The organism is Bradyrhizobium sp. URHC0002 (assembly GCF_054059515.1).
The window spans coordinates 6,254,098-6,266,431 of sequence record NZ_JBSSCF010000001.1 but is presented as its reverse complement, the minus strand read 5'-3'; the positions used below and the strand labels follow the sequence as shown (position 1 = coordinate 6,266,431).

Here is a 12,334-nt window from a genome sequence, read left to right as displayed (position 1 = left end):
TCAGTGAGTTTCCGCGCGGTCGGCGCCCGAGGCGGCGCCGACATGCGCGCACTTTTCTGAAAGCTTGCGGGAATCCCGCGATGCCGTCGCGGGCTTCCCGTCGTGGCTCGTCTCCGGAAAAATCTTGGGTTGAATGTGAACCAGTTCACGTGCGCGATGGATACGGGCAATTATGCTGCCTGTGGTTGAGTGCAACGTGCCGATCCTCATTGATAGGGAGACGGGCCATGCGTGCGATCATTATTTTCAAAATCATTTTCACGATCCTGACGGCGACCTGTGTCGTCACGTCTGCAGCCGCTTGCCCGGGAGGCTACCGCCCGTGCGGCGGCGCCTGCTGCCCCGGCTAACGAGCAATTTGGACGAGCGCCTGGGACAGAGGAGGCGGTCATGCGCATCAGATATCTGGTTGCAATAGCGGCAGTCGTGGTGGCAGCGCCCCTGGCGGCGCATTCCTTTCAGAGGCCCAGCGGCGATCAGCTCGGCGACACACTCCGGGAATTGGGATTCATTCCGAGGAGTCCGCCGACCACGTTGATGACGCTCGGTTCGATCTACTACATCGATCCGGACGGGAAGCATTTCTTTCCGATCTGCATCGCCGAAAAGGACGACCTTGGCGATTCCGTGCGCTCGTCTCGCAGCATAGAGCTGCAGCAAAAACTCGAGCGCAAGGGACAGGCCGCGACGGGGATCAGCGTCGATATCGGATGGCTGCTCAAGGGTAGCACCGACAACAACTATGTCGTGAAGGTGAACTATTCGCTCACCGACGTCCACGTGGAAGAAATTGCGCTCGGCGCCAATTCGCAGGTCTACGGCAGGCTGATGAACCAGCCCCAGTGCAGCAGGATGGCAAACCAGTATCTGCGCGCCGCCGGCTATGTGTGCCAGGTGGCCAGCATCCTGTCGGCGACCGCCGAGTTCAAGCTGGACAGCGACAGCCAAAGCAAGCTGTCGACAACGTCGAGCGCGACGGTCAACGAGGTCAAGGACATCATGAAGCAGGCGGTCGAGGCGCAGGGTAATCAGGACGTGGTCAGCAAGGAAGGCCGGCTGCTGGCAGGGAAGGCCTTGCAGTATGGCGCGGCGTTGACTCCGATGTGCGTCGCACCGGCGACGGCCCGGTTTGCCCGCGCCGTCCCCAGCACGACATTCGGACGTGTCTGGAACTACGTGCTGTTCAATATTCTCGAGCCGATGCTTCCGGTGAAGGCCGACGGCACCGAAGTGCCCCCCGGGGTGTGAACGAGACGAACTAACGGGCCGCGCGACGCGCGGCCCGTTCACGCTTTCCGCGCCGCCCGGATCAAGGACCCATCACGGCCTTTTTGTCGCGACGGACGGGCAGGCGGGAAGGAGAACAGCGCGTAGCCCGGATGAGCGCAGCGATGTCCGGGGCGATTGTAAAGGTTGTCCCGGGATGTCGCTCTCGCCCATCCGGGGCACTTGCTATCACCCAAACAGCGCGACGTAGATCACGTAGAGCCAGCCCAGGATACCGTGGATGATCGCCCAAAGGATCGAGTGGTTGTTGGTATAGGAGATCGCGATGGCGAGTGCTGAGCCAAAACCCACGCCGTATTTCGCGCCCTCGACCCGAACCCCGTAATACCGATTTTCGTTCATGGCGATCCTTCCCGCTATCAGGGTGAGTTAGCGTAGCGCGCCGGCCACCGCGCGTGAATGGCGAATTGGTCCGGCAATGCGCCCGTCAGCCCTGCATGGGTGTGGGTTGAACCGCGGTTCGGGCCAAGTTAAGCGTCCGCGATGAACGAGCCGACCGGCGGCGCTGATATTCCAACCCAAAAGTCCGATGCGAAGCCGGCCCTGCTGGGGGTCGCGTGTGGCGCAGGTGCTGCGCTGTTCTGGGCGCTCGGTTTCGTGGCGACACGGCACGGGCTGAAGGTTGGCTTCACGCCGCCGGATTTGCTGATGCACCGCTTCCTGTGGTCGGGCATCGCGTTTCTGCCGCTCGTGCTGCGCGCGGGCATCGGCAATCTCTGCGGCATCGGATGGGGCCGCGGAATGGTGCTGATGGTGCTGGGCGGGCCTGTCATGTCGCTCATCAGCTATACGGGATTCCTGTTCGTGCCGCTCGGCCATGGCAGCGTCATCCAGCCTTCCAGCGCGACGCTCGGCGGCCTGCTGCTCGCCGCGGTGTTCTTGCGTGAGCGGGTCCCGCTGTCGCGCGTGTTGGGGGCAGTCGCCATCGTCGGCGGTCTTGTGGTGATCGGGGCCGAGTCGATCGGTCATATCGGCCCCGACGGCGTGCTTGGCGATTTGCTGTTCGTGATGACCGGATTCATGTTCGCGGTGTTCGGCACGCTGCTGCGGCATTGGCGCGTCAACGCGTTCTCGGCGGCCACCGTCATCAGCGTGCTGTCGCTCGCGCTGCTGCCCCTCTATGCGGCTTCCGGCGGCTTCGCCCGCGTCGCGGCGCTCGGCCTCGGTGAAAACGCACTGCAGGCGCTGGCGCAGGGCATCCTGGCCGGCCCCGCCGCGCTATATCTGTTTGCGTTCTCGATCCAGACCATCGGCGTCGCTCGCGCCGCGGTGTTCCCGGCGACCGTGCCGGCGCTGACGATCCTTATCGGCTGGCTCGTGCTCGGCGAGCAGCCAACGGCGCTGCAGGCGGCGGGGCTGGTCACGGTGCTGTTCGGATTCTATCTGGCGCAGCGGCAGCGAGCGTAACCCGCTGTTTTGTTGCCAACGCTGCGCGCCTGCTAATTTCGGGAAAGATCAAAAAACGCGGACATTCGCAACGTCGGGTTACGGCGAACGTGGTCGGCTAATTCCCCTTACGCTCGATGACCTCAAGTGAAGAATAGGCTAGCTTTGCTCGAGACGACTATCCTCCAGCCGCTCGAGCTTGCGCCATGCATGTTCTCCGACCCCAGTTTCGCATCGAGGAGAGCCGCGCGCTTGCCTTCGCGGCCGAGCGCGGCTTCGGCACGATCGTTGCCGCGGATGAACGTGGCCCGCGCGGGTCCCACGTGCCGTTCGTGATCCAGCAGCGCGACGATCGCGTGATCGTCCAAATCCATCTTACAGCCAGAAATCCACTCGTCGAACTCGCCGACAGCATCAGGCGCTTTCTCCTGATCGTCGCCGGCGACGACGCCTATATCTCGAACGACTGGTATGCCTCGCACGACAACGTCTCGACCTGGCTCTACGAGGCCGTGCATCTCTCCGGCGTCGCGCATCTGCGTGAGGGAGGCGAGAACCGCGGCCACGGCGACGCGTTGCTCGCGGTCTCCGAGGCGCGGCTGCCGAAACAGCCCTGGGAGCTCACCCAGATGGAACCCACCAAGCGCGAGACGATGCTGGCCTCGATCCGGGTCATCGATCTCGTCGTCGACCAGATCGAGGGCCAGTTAAAACTCAACCAGCACAAGAGCGATGAGGATCATGTGGCGGTTGCCAAGCAGTTGGCCCGCGCCGCGGAGACGGGCAGCCGGCGGCTGGCCGAGAGGATGCGGGCGTTGCGGCCGGGACTGAGGTATGACGTTGAGCAGTAGCGCGGATGAGCCAACGGGTCGAGCAGGGTATCCATGCTACGCGAACACGAAACAAACGCGTTGTTAAGAATTGGCTCGCGCTGATTTGCGCGATTCCGATTCGTTCTTTGCGAACAAAATGGAGTCGGATGGAGAACAAAGCTGTGGTGCTGTTTGTTTGTCTACTCGGCGGATTATCGGCTACAGTTGTGATCGTCCGGCAGCGCAGGGCGTGAATTCATGGTGAAGAAAACCGGCAAGCGTGCATCGCGACCCACGATCATGGCGATCGACATCGGCGGTTCGCGCGTGAAGTTCATGACCGACAAAGGGCGAACCAAACGCGCGTTTGCGTCCGGTCCCGATCTCTCCGCGAAAGCGATGGTGAGGCAGGTCAAGGCGCTGACGAAAGACTGGTCCTATGACGTCATCTCGATCGGATATCCGGGGCCTGTGATCAACAACCGGCCCTTGTCGAAGCCTCACAATCTCGGTCTCGGATGGGCCGGCTTCAATTTCGAAAAGGCGTTCGGCCGCCCGACGAAGGTCATCAACGATGCGCTGATGCAGGCGGTCGGCAGCTATCAGGGCGGCCGGATGTTGTTCCTCGGCCTGGGAACGGGTCTTGGTTCCGCGATGATCGTGGATGGTATCCTGGAGCCGATGGAGCTCGCCCACCTGCCGTACCGCAACGGCAAGACGTTCGAGCAATGCGTCGGCGCCGCAGCCCTCAAGCGCGTTGGCAGGAAGAAATGGCAACGCGACGTAGATGACGTCCTGAAGCGTCTGCTCGCTGCACTGGAGCCGGATTACGTCATGCTGGGCGGTGGAAATGCCGACAAGATCGACAAGCTGCCGCGCAAGATCCGCCTCGGCGCCAATACCAACGCGTTCGAGGGTGGATTTCGGCTGTGGAAGAAGGGAGCATTCAAACCGGCCAGCGTACGGCGATAGAGAATGCCCGCCCTGGCGGCGTCAGCGCATTTGGGTGTCAGTTCGAGGGACGGCCGTGGACGCAAGCGCGAGGCAAAAGGCCCGCGTTGGCCCAATTAGCATTGCCGCGATTTAACTGGTGCATTTTGCGGGATCAGCGCAACACGCCGGCAGCGCTGGGGCGCGCGAGGACTTCCTTCTATTCAAACGATGCCGGATACCGAGATCACCGAGGAGTGCCGCGCCCTGATCGCGAGCGTGTTCGAGCTCCCGCCTGGACGGCGCCTGCCGAGCGGCAACTGGCGGATCGAGATCGACGCGACAACGTTGCAGTGGCTGCAAGGGTTGCGACTGCAAGACGAGTCGATATCGGACTGCATCATTCGCATCGTAATCATCGCCTTGCATAAGCGCGGCTTGCGATAGTGAGGCAAGGGGCGAGTAGGGCCGCGGGTTAGCCAACGGGTCGCGCGTATACGCGATCGATGATAAACTCCGGTAACCCGCCGGCTTGGTCACTTGGAATGGCGGAATACGCTTTCCGGCTTCGCTCTTCGAGCTACGGCGGACAGGTCCGCTAGCTAATCCTGGGCTTGCTTCCCCTTGACATGTCAGCGCTCCGCCGTCCGAATGGCGGATAGCGCATAAGCGCGCGTCGTGGTGTCGCACCCGGCGCAAAAAAACAAAGCGGGAGGATTTGCGAATGTTTCGCCATGTCAGAAATTTTCTGCTTGCGGCGCTTGCGGCCGCAAGCCTGTTCGGTGCCGGAAACGTCCAGGCGGCGTTCCCGGAGCGGCCGGTCACGCTGATCGTGCCGTGGGCCGCCGGCGGCGGCACCGACGCGGTCGCGCGCCAGATCGCCCTCATGCTGGAACGCGATCTCAAGCAGCCGGTGAACGTCGTGAACCGCACCGGCGGGTCGGGCGTGGTCGGCCACCAGGCGATTGCCACCGCAGCACCCGATGGTTACACGTTCGGCCTCATCACGCTCGAGATCACCCTGATGCACTGGGCGGGGCTCACCGATCTCACCTTCGAGAAGTTTACGCCGCTCGGGCTGGTCAACCAGGACTTCGCCGCGATCCACGTCAAGGCGGACTCGCCCTACAAGAACGTCAAGGAGCTGTTCGCGCATATCAAGGCGAACCCGAACAAGGTGGTGGCCTCCGGTACGGGGCAGGGCGGAAGCTGGCATGTCGCGCTCGCCGGCCTGATGCAGGCCGACGGCGTTTCGCCCACCTCGATCCGCTGGGTGCCGTCTACGGGTGCGGCGACCGCGCTGACCGATCTCGCCGCCGGCGGCGTCGACTTCGTCGCCTGCTCGATGCCGGAAGCCGAGGCGCTGATCAAGGCGGGGCGTATCCGCAGCCTGGTGTTCTTCTCGCCCAAGCGTGCGCCGAACTTCCCTGACGTGCCGACCACCGAGGAGGCGACGGGTCACAAGTTTCACAAGGGAGTGTGGCGCGGCTTTGCGGCGCCCAAGGGCCTGCCGCCGGAGATTGCCAAGACTTACGAGACCGCGATCAAGAAGGCCTGGGACAGCGACGAGTTCAAGGAGTTCATGACCCGGCGCGGCTTCGACATGATCTATCAGGATGCGGCGAAGTACGGCGAGTTCATGAAGGCGGACGACGAGGACAACGGCAAGGCGCTGAAGTCGCTCGGGCTGGCGAAGTAAGTGAAGTGAGTAGGGCGGGTTAGCCAACGGGTCGCGCCTTGCGCGGACCCGTTGGGCAAATCCGCCCTGGCTTGCTTCGCTCGTTGAGCTACGGCGGACAAGCCGGCTGATCCACCCGATGCGCAGCGTGACCGTCATGCGAAAATCGTCGGATCAATCCCCAGACAACGGCAGCCGTGGCTGCCGTCGCGATCAGATGTTTCAAGGTGTGTCCGGTGACGAAACCGAAAGCGTTCGCGATCTCGTGGTCGAGCACCTCGGCCAACTTGGCCAGGATGTACAGCACCATTGCTGTACCGAATGCGATGCGATCGGTGCGCGGGACGCGATGGATCGCTTGCCACAGCGGGATGAGGATGAGAGCAAGCCCTTGCAACAGGAGATACGGTCGCAGGTCACCCGCGCCGTTCCTGTCTGACATGGCCCACCATGCGACGCTGGCGATGGCGTAGAGGCTGAGAACGATCGCGTCGAACCCAGTCTTGGATCCGCCCTGAATGTCTCCGCGGACGCCGGCGAGCAGGCCGGCGCAAACCAGCGCGATCGGTAGCCTGTCCCAGATCAGGCGGGCATTGTCGGGGGCGAGATGATAGAACGCGGACCCGAAAGCGGTCAGGAACAATCCGATCAGGAACAGCCTGTAGCCGGGCCATCCGGCGCGCAAATGGTCGCTGGCGCGTCGGGGTCGCAATGTCCGCCAACCCCAGATCGCGACCAGGGCGAACCCCGCGTTGGAAAACACATCGGCTGCATGAGGAATGCCGAAGGTGGCGGACTGGTCGGCGAATTCGTTGTAACGCGCCGGCTGCGCGATGCGTCCGTGCAGCGCCAGGATCACGATCGTGCCGACGGTGATGATCGTCGGAGCGTGCTTGATCCATGGGGCCATGGGATGGCCCTGGCCGATCGAGACGTCCATACCGGGGGCGGGTTGCATTGTCGGCCTCTCGCATTATTGAGCGTTGCTCAAGTATGTGTAGTCTGAAAATGAACAATGTTCAATAAGAATTTTCGATAGGTCCTTTGGCTACCGGGGATGACCGACCTTGTCGTCGATCCGGCGGGGCGTATCCGTAGTCTCGTGTTCTTCTCACCCAATCGCGCGCCGAACTTTCCGGACGTGCCGACCACTGAGGAAGCGACGGGTCACAAATGGCACAAGGGTGTGTGGCGCGGCTTCGACATGATCTATCTGGACTCGGCTGGCTTCGCGGAGTTCATGAATGAAGTGAGTTACAACAAGCGTAGCCCGGATGAGCCAACGGGGCGCGCTAATGCGCGCCCGACGAGGAGCGCAATTGCGCGCGTGTAGCGCGGATGAGCGAGCGATATCCGGGGCGATACTAGAATTGTCCCGGATGTCGCTCTCACTGGTCCGGGCAGTGCTTGCTTGAGGGACATGCCGTTGTTGTTATCCGCCGATGATTTTGAAAACAGGCTCAGCACCGTTCGCGAGGCGGCGGCCGGACCGGTCGAGGGAATCTTCGGGCCCGAGTCCCTGACGTGGCGGGTTGACCGCGAGGCGGCGGTTTTCCTTGGCGCCGGGCGGGCGCTGTTGCTCCAGTTGGCGCACCCCTGGGTCGCCGCCGCCATATCGGAGCATTCCAAAACCTTTGCCGATCCGGTTGGCCGGTTTCACCGGACCTTCAACATCACGTTCACGATGGTGTTCGGCACGCTCGATCAGGCGCTGGCCGCAAGCCGCCGGCTGCATCGGCGTCACGCCGTGGTGACCGGAAGTTTGCCACAGGCGGCAGGCCGCTATGAGGCCGGCTCGAGCTACAGCGCCAATGAGGTCTCGGCGCTACGCTGGGTTCACGCCACGCTGGTGGAGACCGCCTTGCTGACGCATGACCTCGTGTTGCCTGCACTCACCAACAGCGAGCGCGAACAATACTGGACCGAGGCAAAGCTGTACGCGGCGTTGTTCGGTGTTCGCCCGGCCGACTTGCCTGCGGACTGGACGTCGTTCACCGCCTACACGGAGGCGATGTCGCAGTCGGATAGTCTCGCGGTCAGCCCCGCCGCGCGCGACATTGCGGAGCAAATCTTTTCCGGGCGCGCCACAGGACTGCGCGTGCCCAGATGGTATCGCGCGCTGACGGCCCATTTGTTGCCGGTGCGGTTGGCCCGGGAATTCGGATTTGAGTTCGGCGAACGCGAAGCGCGCAGCATGAAGGCGGCGCTGGCGTGGATCCGCCGCATCTATCCCCGGCTTCCCATGCGCCTGCGCGCGGTGGGCCCTTACCAGGAGGCGCTGGCGCGCTTGCAGGGCGACAAGCAGCCGGACCTGGCCGTGCGCTGGCTGAACCGGCTTTGGATCGGCCGGCCGATGATGGAATGAGTTTGGCGCAGGGTGGGTAGCCAACGGGTCGCGAATGCGCGCCCGGCGACGAGCGCAAATGCGCTCGCGCAGTGCGACGAACGCAATGGCGTTCGCGCAGTGATGACAGGCTCCGCGATATCGGAGCGCAACACGAAGTGAACCCGTTGTTAAGAATTCCCGCGCGCTGATTTGCGCGATTCCGATTCGTTCTTTGAGAACAAACTAGAGTCGGACGTAGAACAAACCAGATGGCGGATTGCACATTCGGCTGATCCGTCCTGCGAGCTGATCAACCTGTTCGACGACTACGGTCAACGCAAGGCCGAGCCGGCATACCGCGTGCGTGTCTCGCAACGGAACCCAAGGGTAACGGTAGCTCGTTCCTCCGGTCATGGCATTGGCCGCTGAAGATTCTACCTGAGATATTTTTTGAATGAGGCGCCCGCTTGGTCGGGTGTACGATTGATGTCGGTTGCCCACTACAGGAGGTAAGCCATGAACAGGCTCTATGCTCTCGCGTCGGTTGGGTTCTGCGTCGCTTCGGCAGCCCTCACCACCACATCGGCATCGGCGCTTCCCACCGAGGAAATCCCGAAGGCCGAACCAGCGTACATCGCGAAGGTAAAGACCGCGGCTCCGGCGTCGGTCGTGAACAATGCGACCATCACCATGCCGCAGCCGGATGGGTCTTCCAGGACGGTCCAAACCGGATCGAACGGTTTCACCTGCTTTATCGGCAATGACGGAACGCCCGAATGCGATGACGAGAACGCCATGGAATGGCGCAAGGCGCTGATGGCCAAGCAGACCCCGCCGAACAAGATTGGCTTCATTTTCATGCTGGATGGTGACACCGGCACGAGCAATCATGATTCCGCCGAACGGCACACGCACACGCATTGGGTCCAGACCGGGCCGCATGTGATGATCGTCGGTGGCGCAGTACGCGAGATGCTCAGTGCCTATCCGCGCGATCTGGATGTCAAGGACCCGACCCAGCCCTACGTCATGTTCCCCGGCAAACCCAACGAGCACCTGATGATCCCGGTGCATGCGGAGCCGCTTACGACGGGCAGTGCGCGGTAACGCGCGTGAACTTCGCCGTGCCTGGGGCCACGGGCACGGCGGCTCCGCGATGCCAGCAGTGATGCAGCCGAGCAGGGTGGGTTAGCGCTGCATAACCCACCGCCCTGTCGCGAGCGAGCGGCGGAGTACGCTTTCGCTCATCCGTCGCCGCGCCCGCGGCCTATCGGCAAGAATGGGTCTGGCCGTCGTAGCCCCGGTAAGTCTTGGACGACGGATTGTAGGTGCGGAACTGGGTGCAGAGCATGGCCATGGTCCGCTCGCGCGGCTTCTGGACTGCCTTGCCCGGTTGCACCGACTTGGCCGGTTGCACCGATTTACTGAGCTCTGCCGCTGTGCCGGGGACGGCGCTTGCTGATTGCCTGGCGACAGATTGCCTGGCGACGGATTTCTGCTGCAAGGCAGGCTTCGCGAGCGCAACCGCTGTTTTTTTCCTGGCAGGCGCCAGCTTCTGCTCGACGATCGCTGGCTTCGCGGCCGGGACGGCCGGCTTCTGCTCGATGATGGCAGGTTTGGCGTCCACGGCAGCCGACTTCTCGACCGCTGCGGGCTTGTCCTGCGCGATGGCTGGTTTCGCCTCTGATGGAGCCGGCTTCGGCTCGATGATGGCAGGCTCGGCGTCCACGGCAGCCGACTTCTCGACCGCTGCGGGCTTGTCCTGCGCGATGGCCGGTTTCTCCTCGGGGGGCGCCGGCTTCTGCTCGACGACGGCAGGCTTGTCGTCCACGGCAGCCGACTTCTCCTCGACGCCAGCGGGTTTGTCCGGCGCGATTGCTGCTTTTTCCTCCGCGGGCGCCGGCTTCTGCTCGGCGGTGGCGAGCTTGTCGTCCGCGGCCGGCGGCTTCTCTTCCGCAGCGGCTGCAGGTTTTTCCTGCGCGGGCACGGATGCCTGCGCTGCGGTCTGGCCCGGATTGTCCGTGGCCGAATTCTGCGCGAGCGCTTGCGCGCTCATCGCCATAAACAAGACACAACAAAGTACACCGGCGCGCTCGGCGGCGGCGGTCGATAAAGCCAAAAAACGCATGGATTGTTACTCTACTGGTTGTCCCCAATGAAAGTTCCACACTCATTTGCGGCAAGTCTGTGAACAGTGCGGCGCTTTCGCGCGACGACGCGCTTAAGACCGAGAGTGTGTGCCGGCCGCCACACCGCGCGTCTTGAGAGGCGAGCGTCAAGACAGCGAAAGCATGCTGGGTGTGCAGCTATGCAAAGAGATTTGCTCGCTCCACAACCAAAGCGAGCACACCGCCCCGGACATCGTTGCGCTCATCCGGGCTACTCACTACTCACTCCGGGCCGGCTGCAGTGCCGCAATGGTTTCCCTGACCAGGCGCTCCACCGCGACGTGGTCGTCATGCGGCGTGTAGGCCCAGCCGAGTTTGACGATCACGAGGTCGCGGGAGGGGATGACGATCGTGTACTGGCCCTGGCTGCCGATGGCCATGAAGCTGTCGGCGGGGAAGCCTGCGGCGATACGCGCGCGGGCGGCGGCGGAGTTGCCGCGCTGGGTCCAGAACCCCGCGCCGTAGCCGTATTCGTCGGCGCTTAGCGGGGTGAGCGTCGCCGAGTAGTCGACCCAGCCTTCGGGCAGCAGGCGCAGGCCGCTCTCCGCCACGCCGTCCCGCAGATACAGCAGGCCGAAGCGCGCCCAATCGCGGGCGCTGGCCCAGAGATGAATCGTGCCAAGCGGGACGCCGGCGCTGTCATATTCGAGGGTGGCGTGCTCGAAGCCGAGCGGCGCGAACAGTTCGCGCGCGATGAATTTTTGCGAAGACGCCGCGTCACCGCCGGCCGCATCGCGGATCATCCGCGACAGCAGGATGAAATTGCAATTGGTGTAGCGCCACTCGGCTCCTGGCCTGGCGCGCAGGCGCGCATTGGCGGCGAAGGCCGATTGATCGGCCATGTCGAACTCCATTTGCGTGTCGGCATCAAAGAGCGTGGTAAATCCCGTTTTGAGCGACTGGCCGCAGCCGATGCCGCTCACCATGCGCAGCAGCTGGTCGGCAGTAATAGTGTGGCCCGGGTCTGAAGGCGCCGACCATTCAGCGATGGCGGCCGGCGCCTTCATATCCAGCTTTCCGTTCCGCACGAGAATGCCGAGCAGCGCGTTCGTCACGGACTTGGTCATCGACCAGCCGATCAGCGGCGTCGCCGGCGTGACGCCGGGCGCATAGCGTTCGCCGACCACGCGGCCGCGATGCAGCACCACGACGGCCTTGGTGAAGCGGCGCGGCCCGGCTTCGGATTCGGCAAACGCATGATCCAGCGCCTCGGACAATCCGTCGTTGGCGGGGGCGACAATGCCGGCGCCTGCAATCGACGACGGCGACACGATGCGCGGTTCGTCGGCCTTGCTTGGAGCGAAGCGTGCCTCGCGCCCGGGATGCAGGACGCGGCATCCGAACGGCCCGTCATGGACCGCGCGGCTGTGCAGAAGACCGGCCAGGTGGGCGCGGACCTCCTGCCGCTCGCGATCAATTTCGTATCGGAGGATGGCGCCGACCGGGCCGAGCTTGGGCTTGATCGCCTCATTGAAGAATTCGGTGGGGTCCAGCCCGCCGACGAACGTCGCCGAGCAGAGCTGATGGCTGGTAAAATGAACGGGAACGCCGGCCACGCGTGCGGGGCCTTCGCAACTAACGAGCGCGGCGGCTGCCGCGCCAATGCCAGTAAACGTCAACGCGAGCCTCCAGTTTTTCCGCAAGTAGATCATCCACGTCGCCCATCAGTATTGCGCGGGCGATTGCTTAGGCGGCATCATGCGCTGCCGTCTGTCGGCGCGCCGACACAGCGCGAAATTACGAAAGG

The 12,334-nt window shown here is 63.4% G+C and carries 14 protein-coding genes; 10 read left to right on the top strand and 4 right to left on the bottom strand.

The window, feature by feature from the left end:
* Positions 1–227: 227 nt before the first annotated feature.
* Positions 228–350 carry a hypothetical protein gene (locus ACVWVY_RS30575; RefSeq protein WP_456629862.1) on the top strand — a complete coding sequence of 41 codons (123 nt, stop codon included), beginning with the start codon at positions 228–230 and terminating at the stop codon, positions 348–350.
* Between the two features lie 40 nt (positions 351–390).
* The gene (locus tag ACVWVY_RS30570; protein ID WP_456629861.1) at positions 391–1,248 is read left to right on the top strand and encodes a hypothetical protein; all 858 of its coding nucleotides are present in this window, start codon (positions 391–393) and stop codon (positions 1,246–1,248) included.
* Positions 1,249–1,455: 207 nt separating this feature from the next.
* Here the strand turns inward: ACVWVY_RS30570 and ACVWVY_RS30565 are convergent, their stop codons facing one another.
* Positions 1,456–1,629, bottom strand: coding sequence for a hypothetical protein (locus ACVWVY_RS30565; RefSeq protein WP_456629860.1), 174 nt, complete (start codon positions 1,627–1,629; stop codon positions 1,456–1,458).
* A 141-nt stretch (positions 1,630–1,770) separates the two neighbouring features.
* On the opposite strand from ACVWVY_RS30565, the gene ACVWVY_RS30560 reads away from it, so the two are divergent.
* The 5 genes from ACVWVY_RS30560 (at position 1,771) to ACVWVY_RS30540 (ending at position 6,114) form a co-directional block, all read left to right on the top strand.
* Positions 1,771–2,694: a DMT family transporter gene (locus ACVWVY_RS30560; protein WP_456629859.1), complete on the top strand. Its 924-nt coding sequence runs from the start codon at positions 1,771–1,773 to the stop codon at positions 2,692–2,694.
* A gap of 185 nt (positions 2,695–2,879) precedes the next feature.
* On the top strand, positions 2,880–3,524 hold the full coding sequence (locus ACVWVY_RS30555) for an FMN-binding negative transcriptional regulator (RefSeq protein WP_456629858.1): 645 nt from the start codon (positions 2,880–2,882) through the stop codon (positions 3,522–3,524).
* A gap of 219 nt (positions 3,525–3,743) precedes the next feature.
* The gene (locus tag ACVWVY_RS30550) at positions 3,744–4,457 is read left to right on the top strand and encodes an ROK family protein (RefSeq protein ID WP_456629857.1); all 714 of its coding nucleotides are present in this window, start codon (positions 3,744–3,746) and stop codon (positions 4,455–4,457) included.
* Positions 4,458–4,646: 189 nt separating this feature from the next.
* On the top strand, positions 4,647–4,862 hold the full coding sequence (locus ACVWVY_RS30545; protein WP_456629856.1) for a hypothetical protein: 216 nt from the start codon (positions 4,647–4,649) through the stop codon (positions 4,860–4,862).
* A gap of 277 nt (positions 4,863–5,139) precedes the next feature.
* On the top strand, positions 5,140–6,114 hold the full coding sequence (locus ACVWVY_RS30540; protein WP_456629855.1) for a tripartite tricarboxylate transporter substrate binding protein: 975 nt from the start codon (positions 5,140–5,142) through the stop codon (positions 6,112–6,114).
* Between the two features lie 88 nt (positions 6,115–6,202).
* On the opposite strand, the gene ACVWVY_RS30535 is transcribed toward ACVWVY_RS30540, so the two are convergent.
* Positions 6,203–7,051, bottom strand: a complete 849-nt coding sequence (locus tag ACVWVY_RS30535) for a hypothetical protein (protein ID WP_456629854.1) — start codon at positions 7,049–7,051, stop codon at positions 6,203–6,205.
* A 99-nt stretch (positions 7,052–7,150) separates the two neighbouring features.
* On the opposite strand from ACVWVY_RS30535, the gene ACVWVY_RS30530 reads away from it, so the two are divergent.
* The 3 genes from ACVWVY_RS30530 to ACVWVY_RS30520 all read left to right on the top strand — a co-directional run bounded on the left by ACVWVY_RS30530 (position 7,151) and on the right by ACVWVY_RS30520 (position 9,526).
* Positions 7,151–7,426, top strand: coding sequence for a hypothetical protein (locus ACVWVY_RS30530; protein WP_456629853.1), 276 nt, complete (start codon positions 7,151–7,153; stop codon positions 7,424–7,426).
* 96 nt (positions 7,427–7,522) lie between these two features.
* On the top strand, positions 7,523–8,458 hold the full coding sequence (locus ACVWVY_RS30525; protein ID WP_456632344.1) for an oxygenase MpaB family protein: 936 nt from the start codon (positions 7,523–7,525) through the stop codon (positions 8,456–8,458).
* A 477-nt stretch (positions 8,459–8,935) separates the two neighbouring features.
* Positions 8,936–9,526: a hypothetical protein gene (locus tag ACVWVY_RS30520; RefSeq protein ID WP_456629852.1), complete on the top strand. Its 591-nt coding sequence runs from the start codon at positions 8,936–8,938 to the stop codon at positions 9,524–9,526.
* Positions 9,527–9,686: 160 nt separating this feature from the next.
* Here ACVWVY_RS30520 and ACVWVY_RS30515 read toward each other — a convergent pair whose 3' ends face one another.
* Both ACVWVY_RS30515 and ACVWVY_RS30510 read right to left on the bottom strand, forming a co-directional pair.
* A complete protein-coding gene (locus tag ACVWVY_RS30515) occupies positions 9,687–10,475 on the bottom strand; it encodes a hypothetical protein (RefSeq protein ID WP_456629851.1) in 789 nt (262 codons plus the stop codon).
* Positions 10,476–10,805: 330 nt separating this feature from the next.
* Positions 10,806–12,206, bottom strand: coding sequence for a serine hydrolase domain-containing protein (locus ACVWVY_RS30510; RefSeq protein ID WP_456629850.1), 1,401 nt, complete (start codon positions 12,204–12,206; stop codon positions 10,806–10,808).
* Positions 12,207–12,334 lie beyond the last annotated feature (128 nt).

Bases quoted from the DNA above. Each gene is read 5' to 3' on its own strand.
- ACVWVY_RS30575 (WP_456629862.1), top strand. From the start codon at position 228: ATGCGTGCGATCATTATTTTCAAAATCATTTTCACGATCCTGACGGCG.
- ACVWVY_RS30570 (WP_456629861.1), top strand. From the start codon at position 391: ATGCGCATCAGATATCTGGTTGCAATAGCGGCAGTCGTGGTGGCAGCG.
- ACVWVY_RS30565 (WP_456629860.1), bottom strand. From the start codon at position 1,629: ATGAACGAAAATCGGTATTACGGGGTTCGGGTCGAGGGCGCGAAATAC.
- ACVWVY_RS30560 (WP_456629859.1), top strand. From the start codon at position 1,771: ATGAACGAGCCGACCGGCGGCGCTGATATTCCAACCCAAAAGTCCGAT.
- ACVWVY_RS30555 (WP_456629858.1), top strand. From the start codon at position 2,880: ATGCATGTTCTCCGACCCCAGTTTCGCATCGAGGAGAGCCGCGCGCTT.
- ACVWVY_RS30550 (WP_456629857.1), top strand. From the start codon at position 3,744: ATGGTGAAGAAAACCGGCAAGCGTGCATCGCGACCCACGATCATGGCG.
- ACVWVY_RS30545 (WP_456629856.1), top strand. From the start codon at position 4,647: ATGCCGGATACCGAGATCACCGAGGAGTGCCGCGCCCTGATCGCGAGC.
- ACVWVY_RS30540 (WP_456629855.1), top strand. From the start codon at position 5,140: ATGTTTCGCCATGTCAGAAATTTTCTGCTTGCGGCGCTTGCGGCCGCA.
- ACVWVY_RS30535 (WP_456629854.1), bottom strand. From the start codon at position 7,051: ATGCAACCCGCCCCCGGTATGGACGTCTCGATCGGCCAGGGCCATCCC.
- ACVWVY_RS30530 (WP_456629853.1), top strand. From the start codon at position 7,151: ATGACCGACCTTGTCGTCGATCCGGCGGGGCGTATCCGTAGTCTCGTG.
- ACVWVY_RS30520 (WP_456629852.1), top strand. From the start codon at position 8,936: ATGAACAGGCTCTATGCTCTCGCGTCGGTTGGGTTCTGCGTCGCTTCG.
- ACVWVY_RS30515 (WP_456629851.1), bottom strand. From the start codon at position 10,475: ATGAGCGCGCAAGCGCTCGCGCAGAATTCGGCCACGGACAATCCGGGC.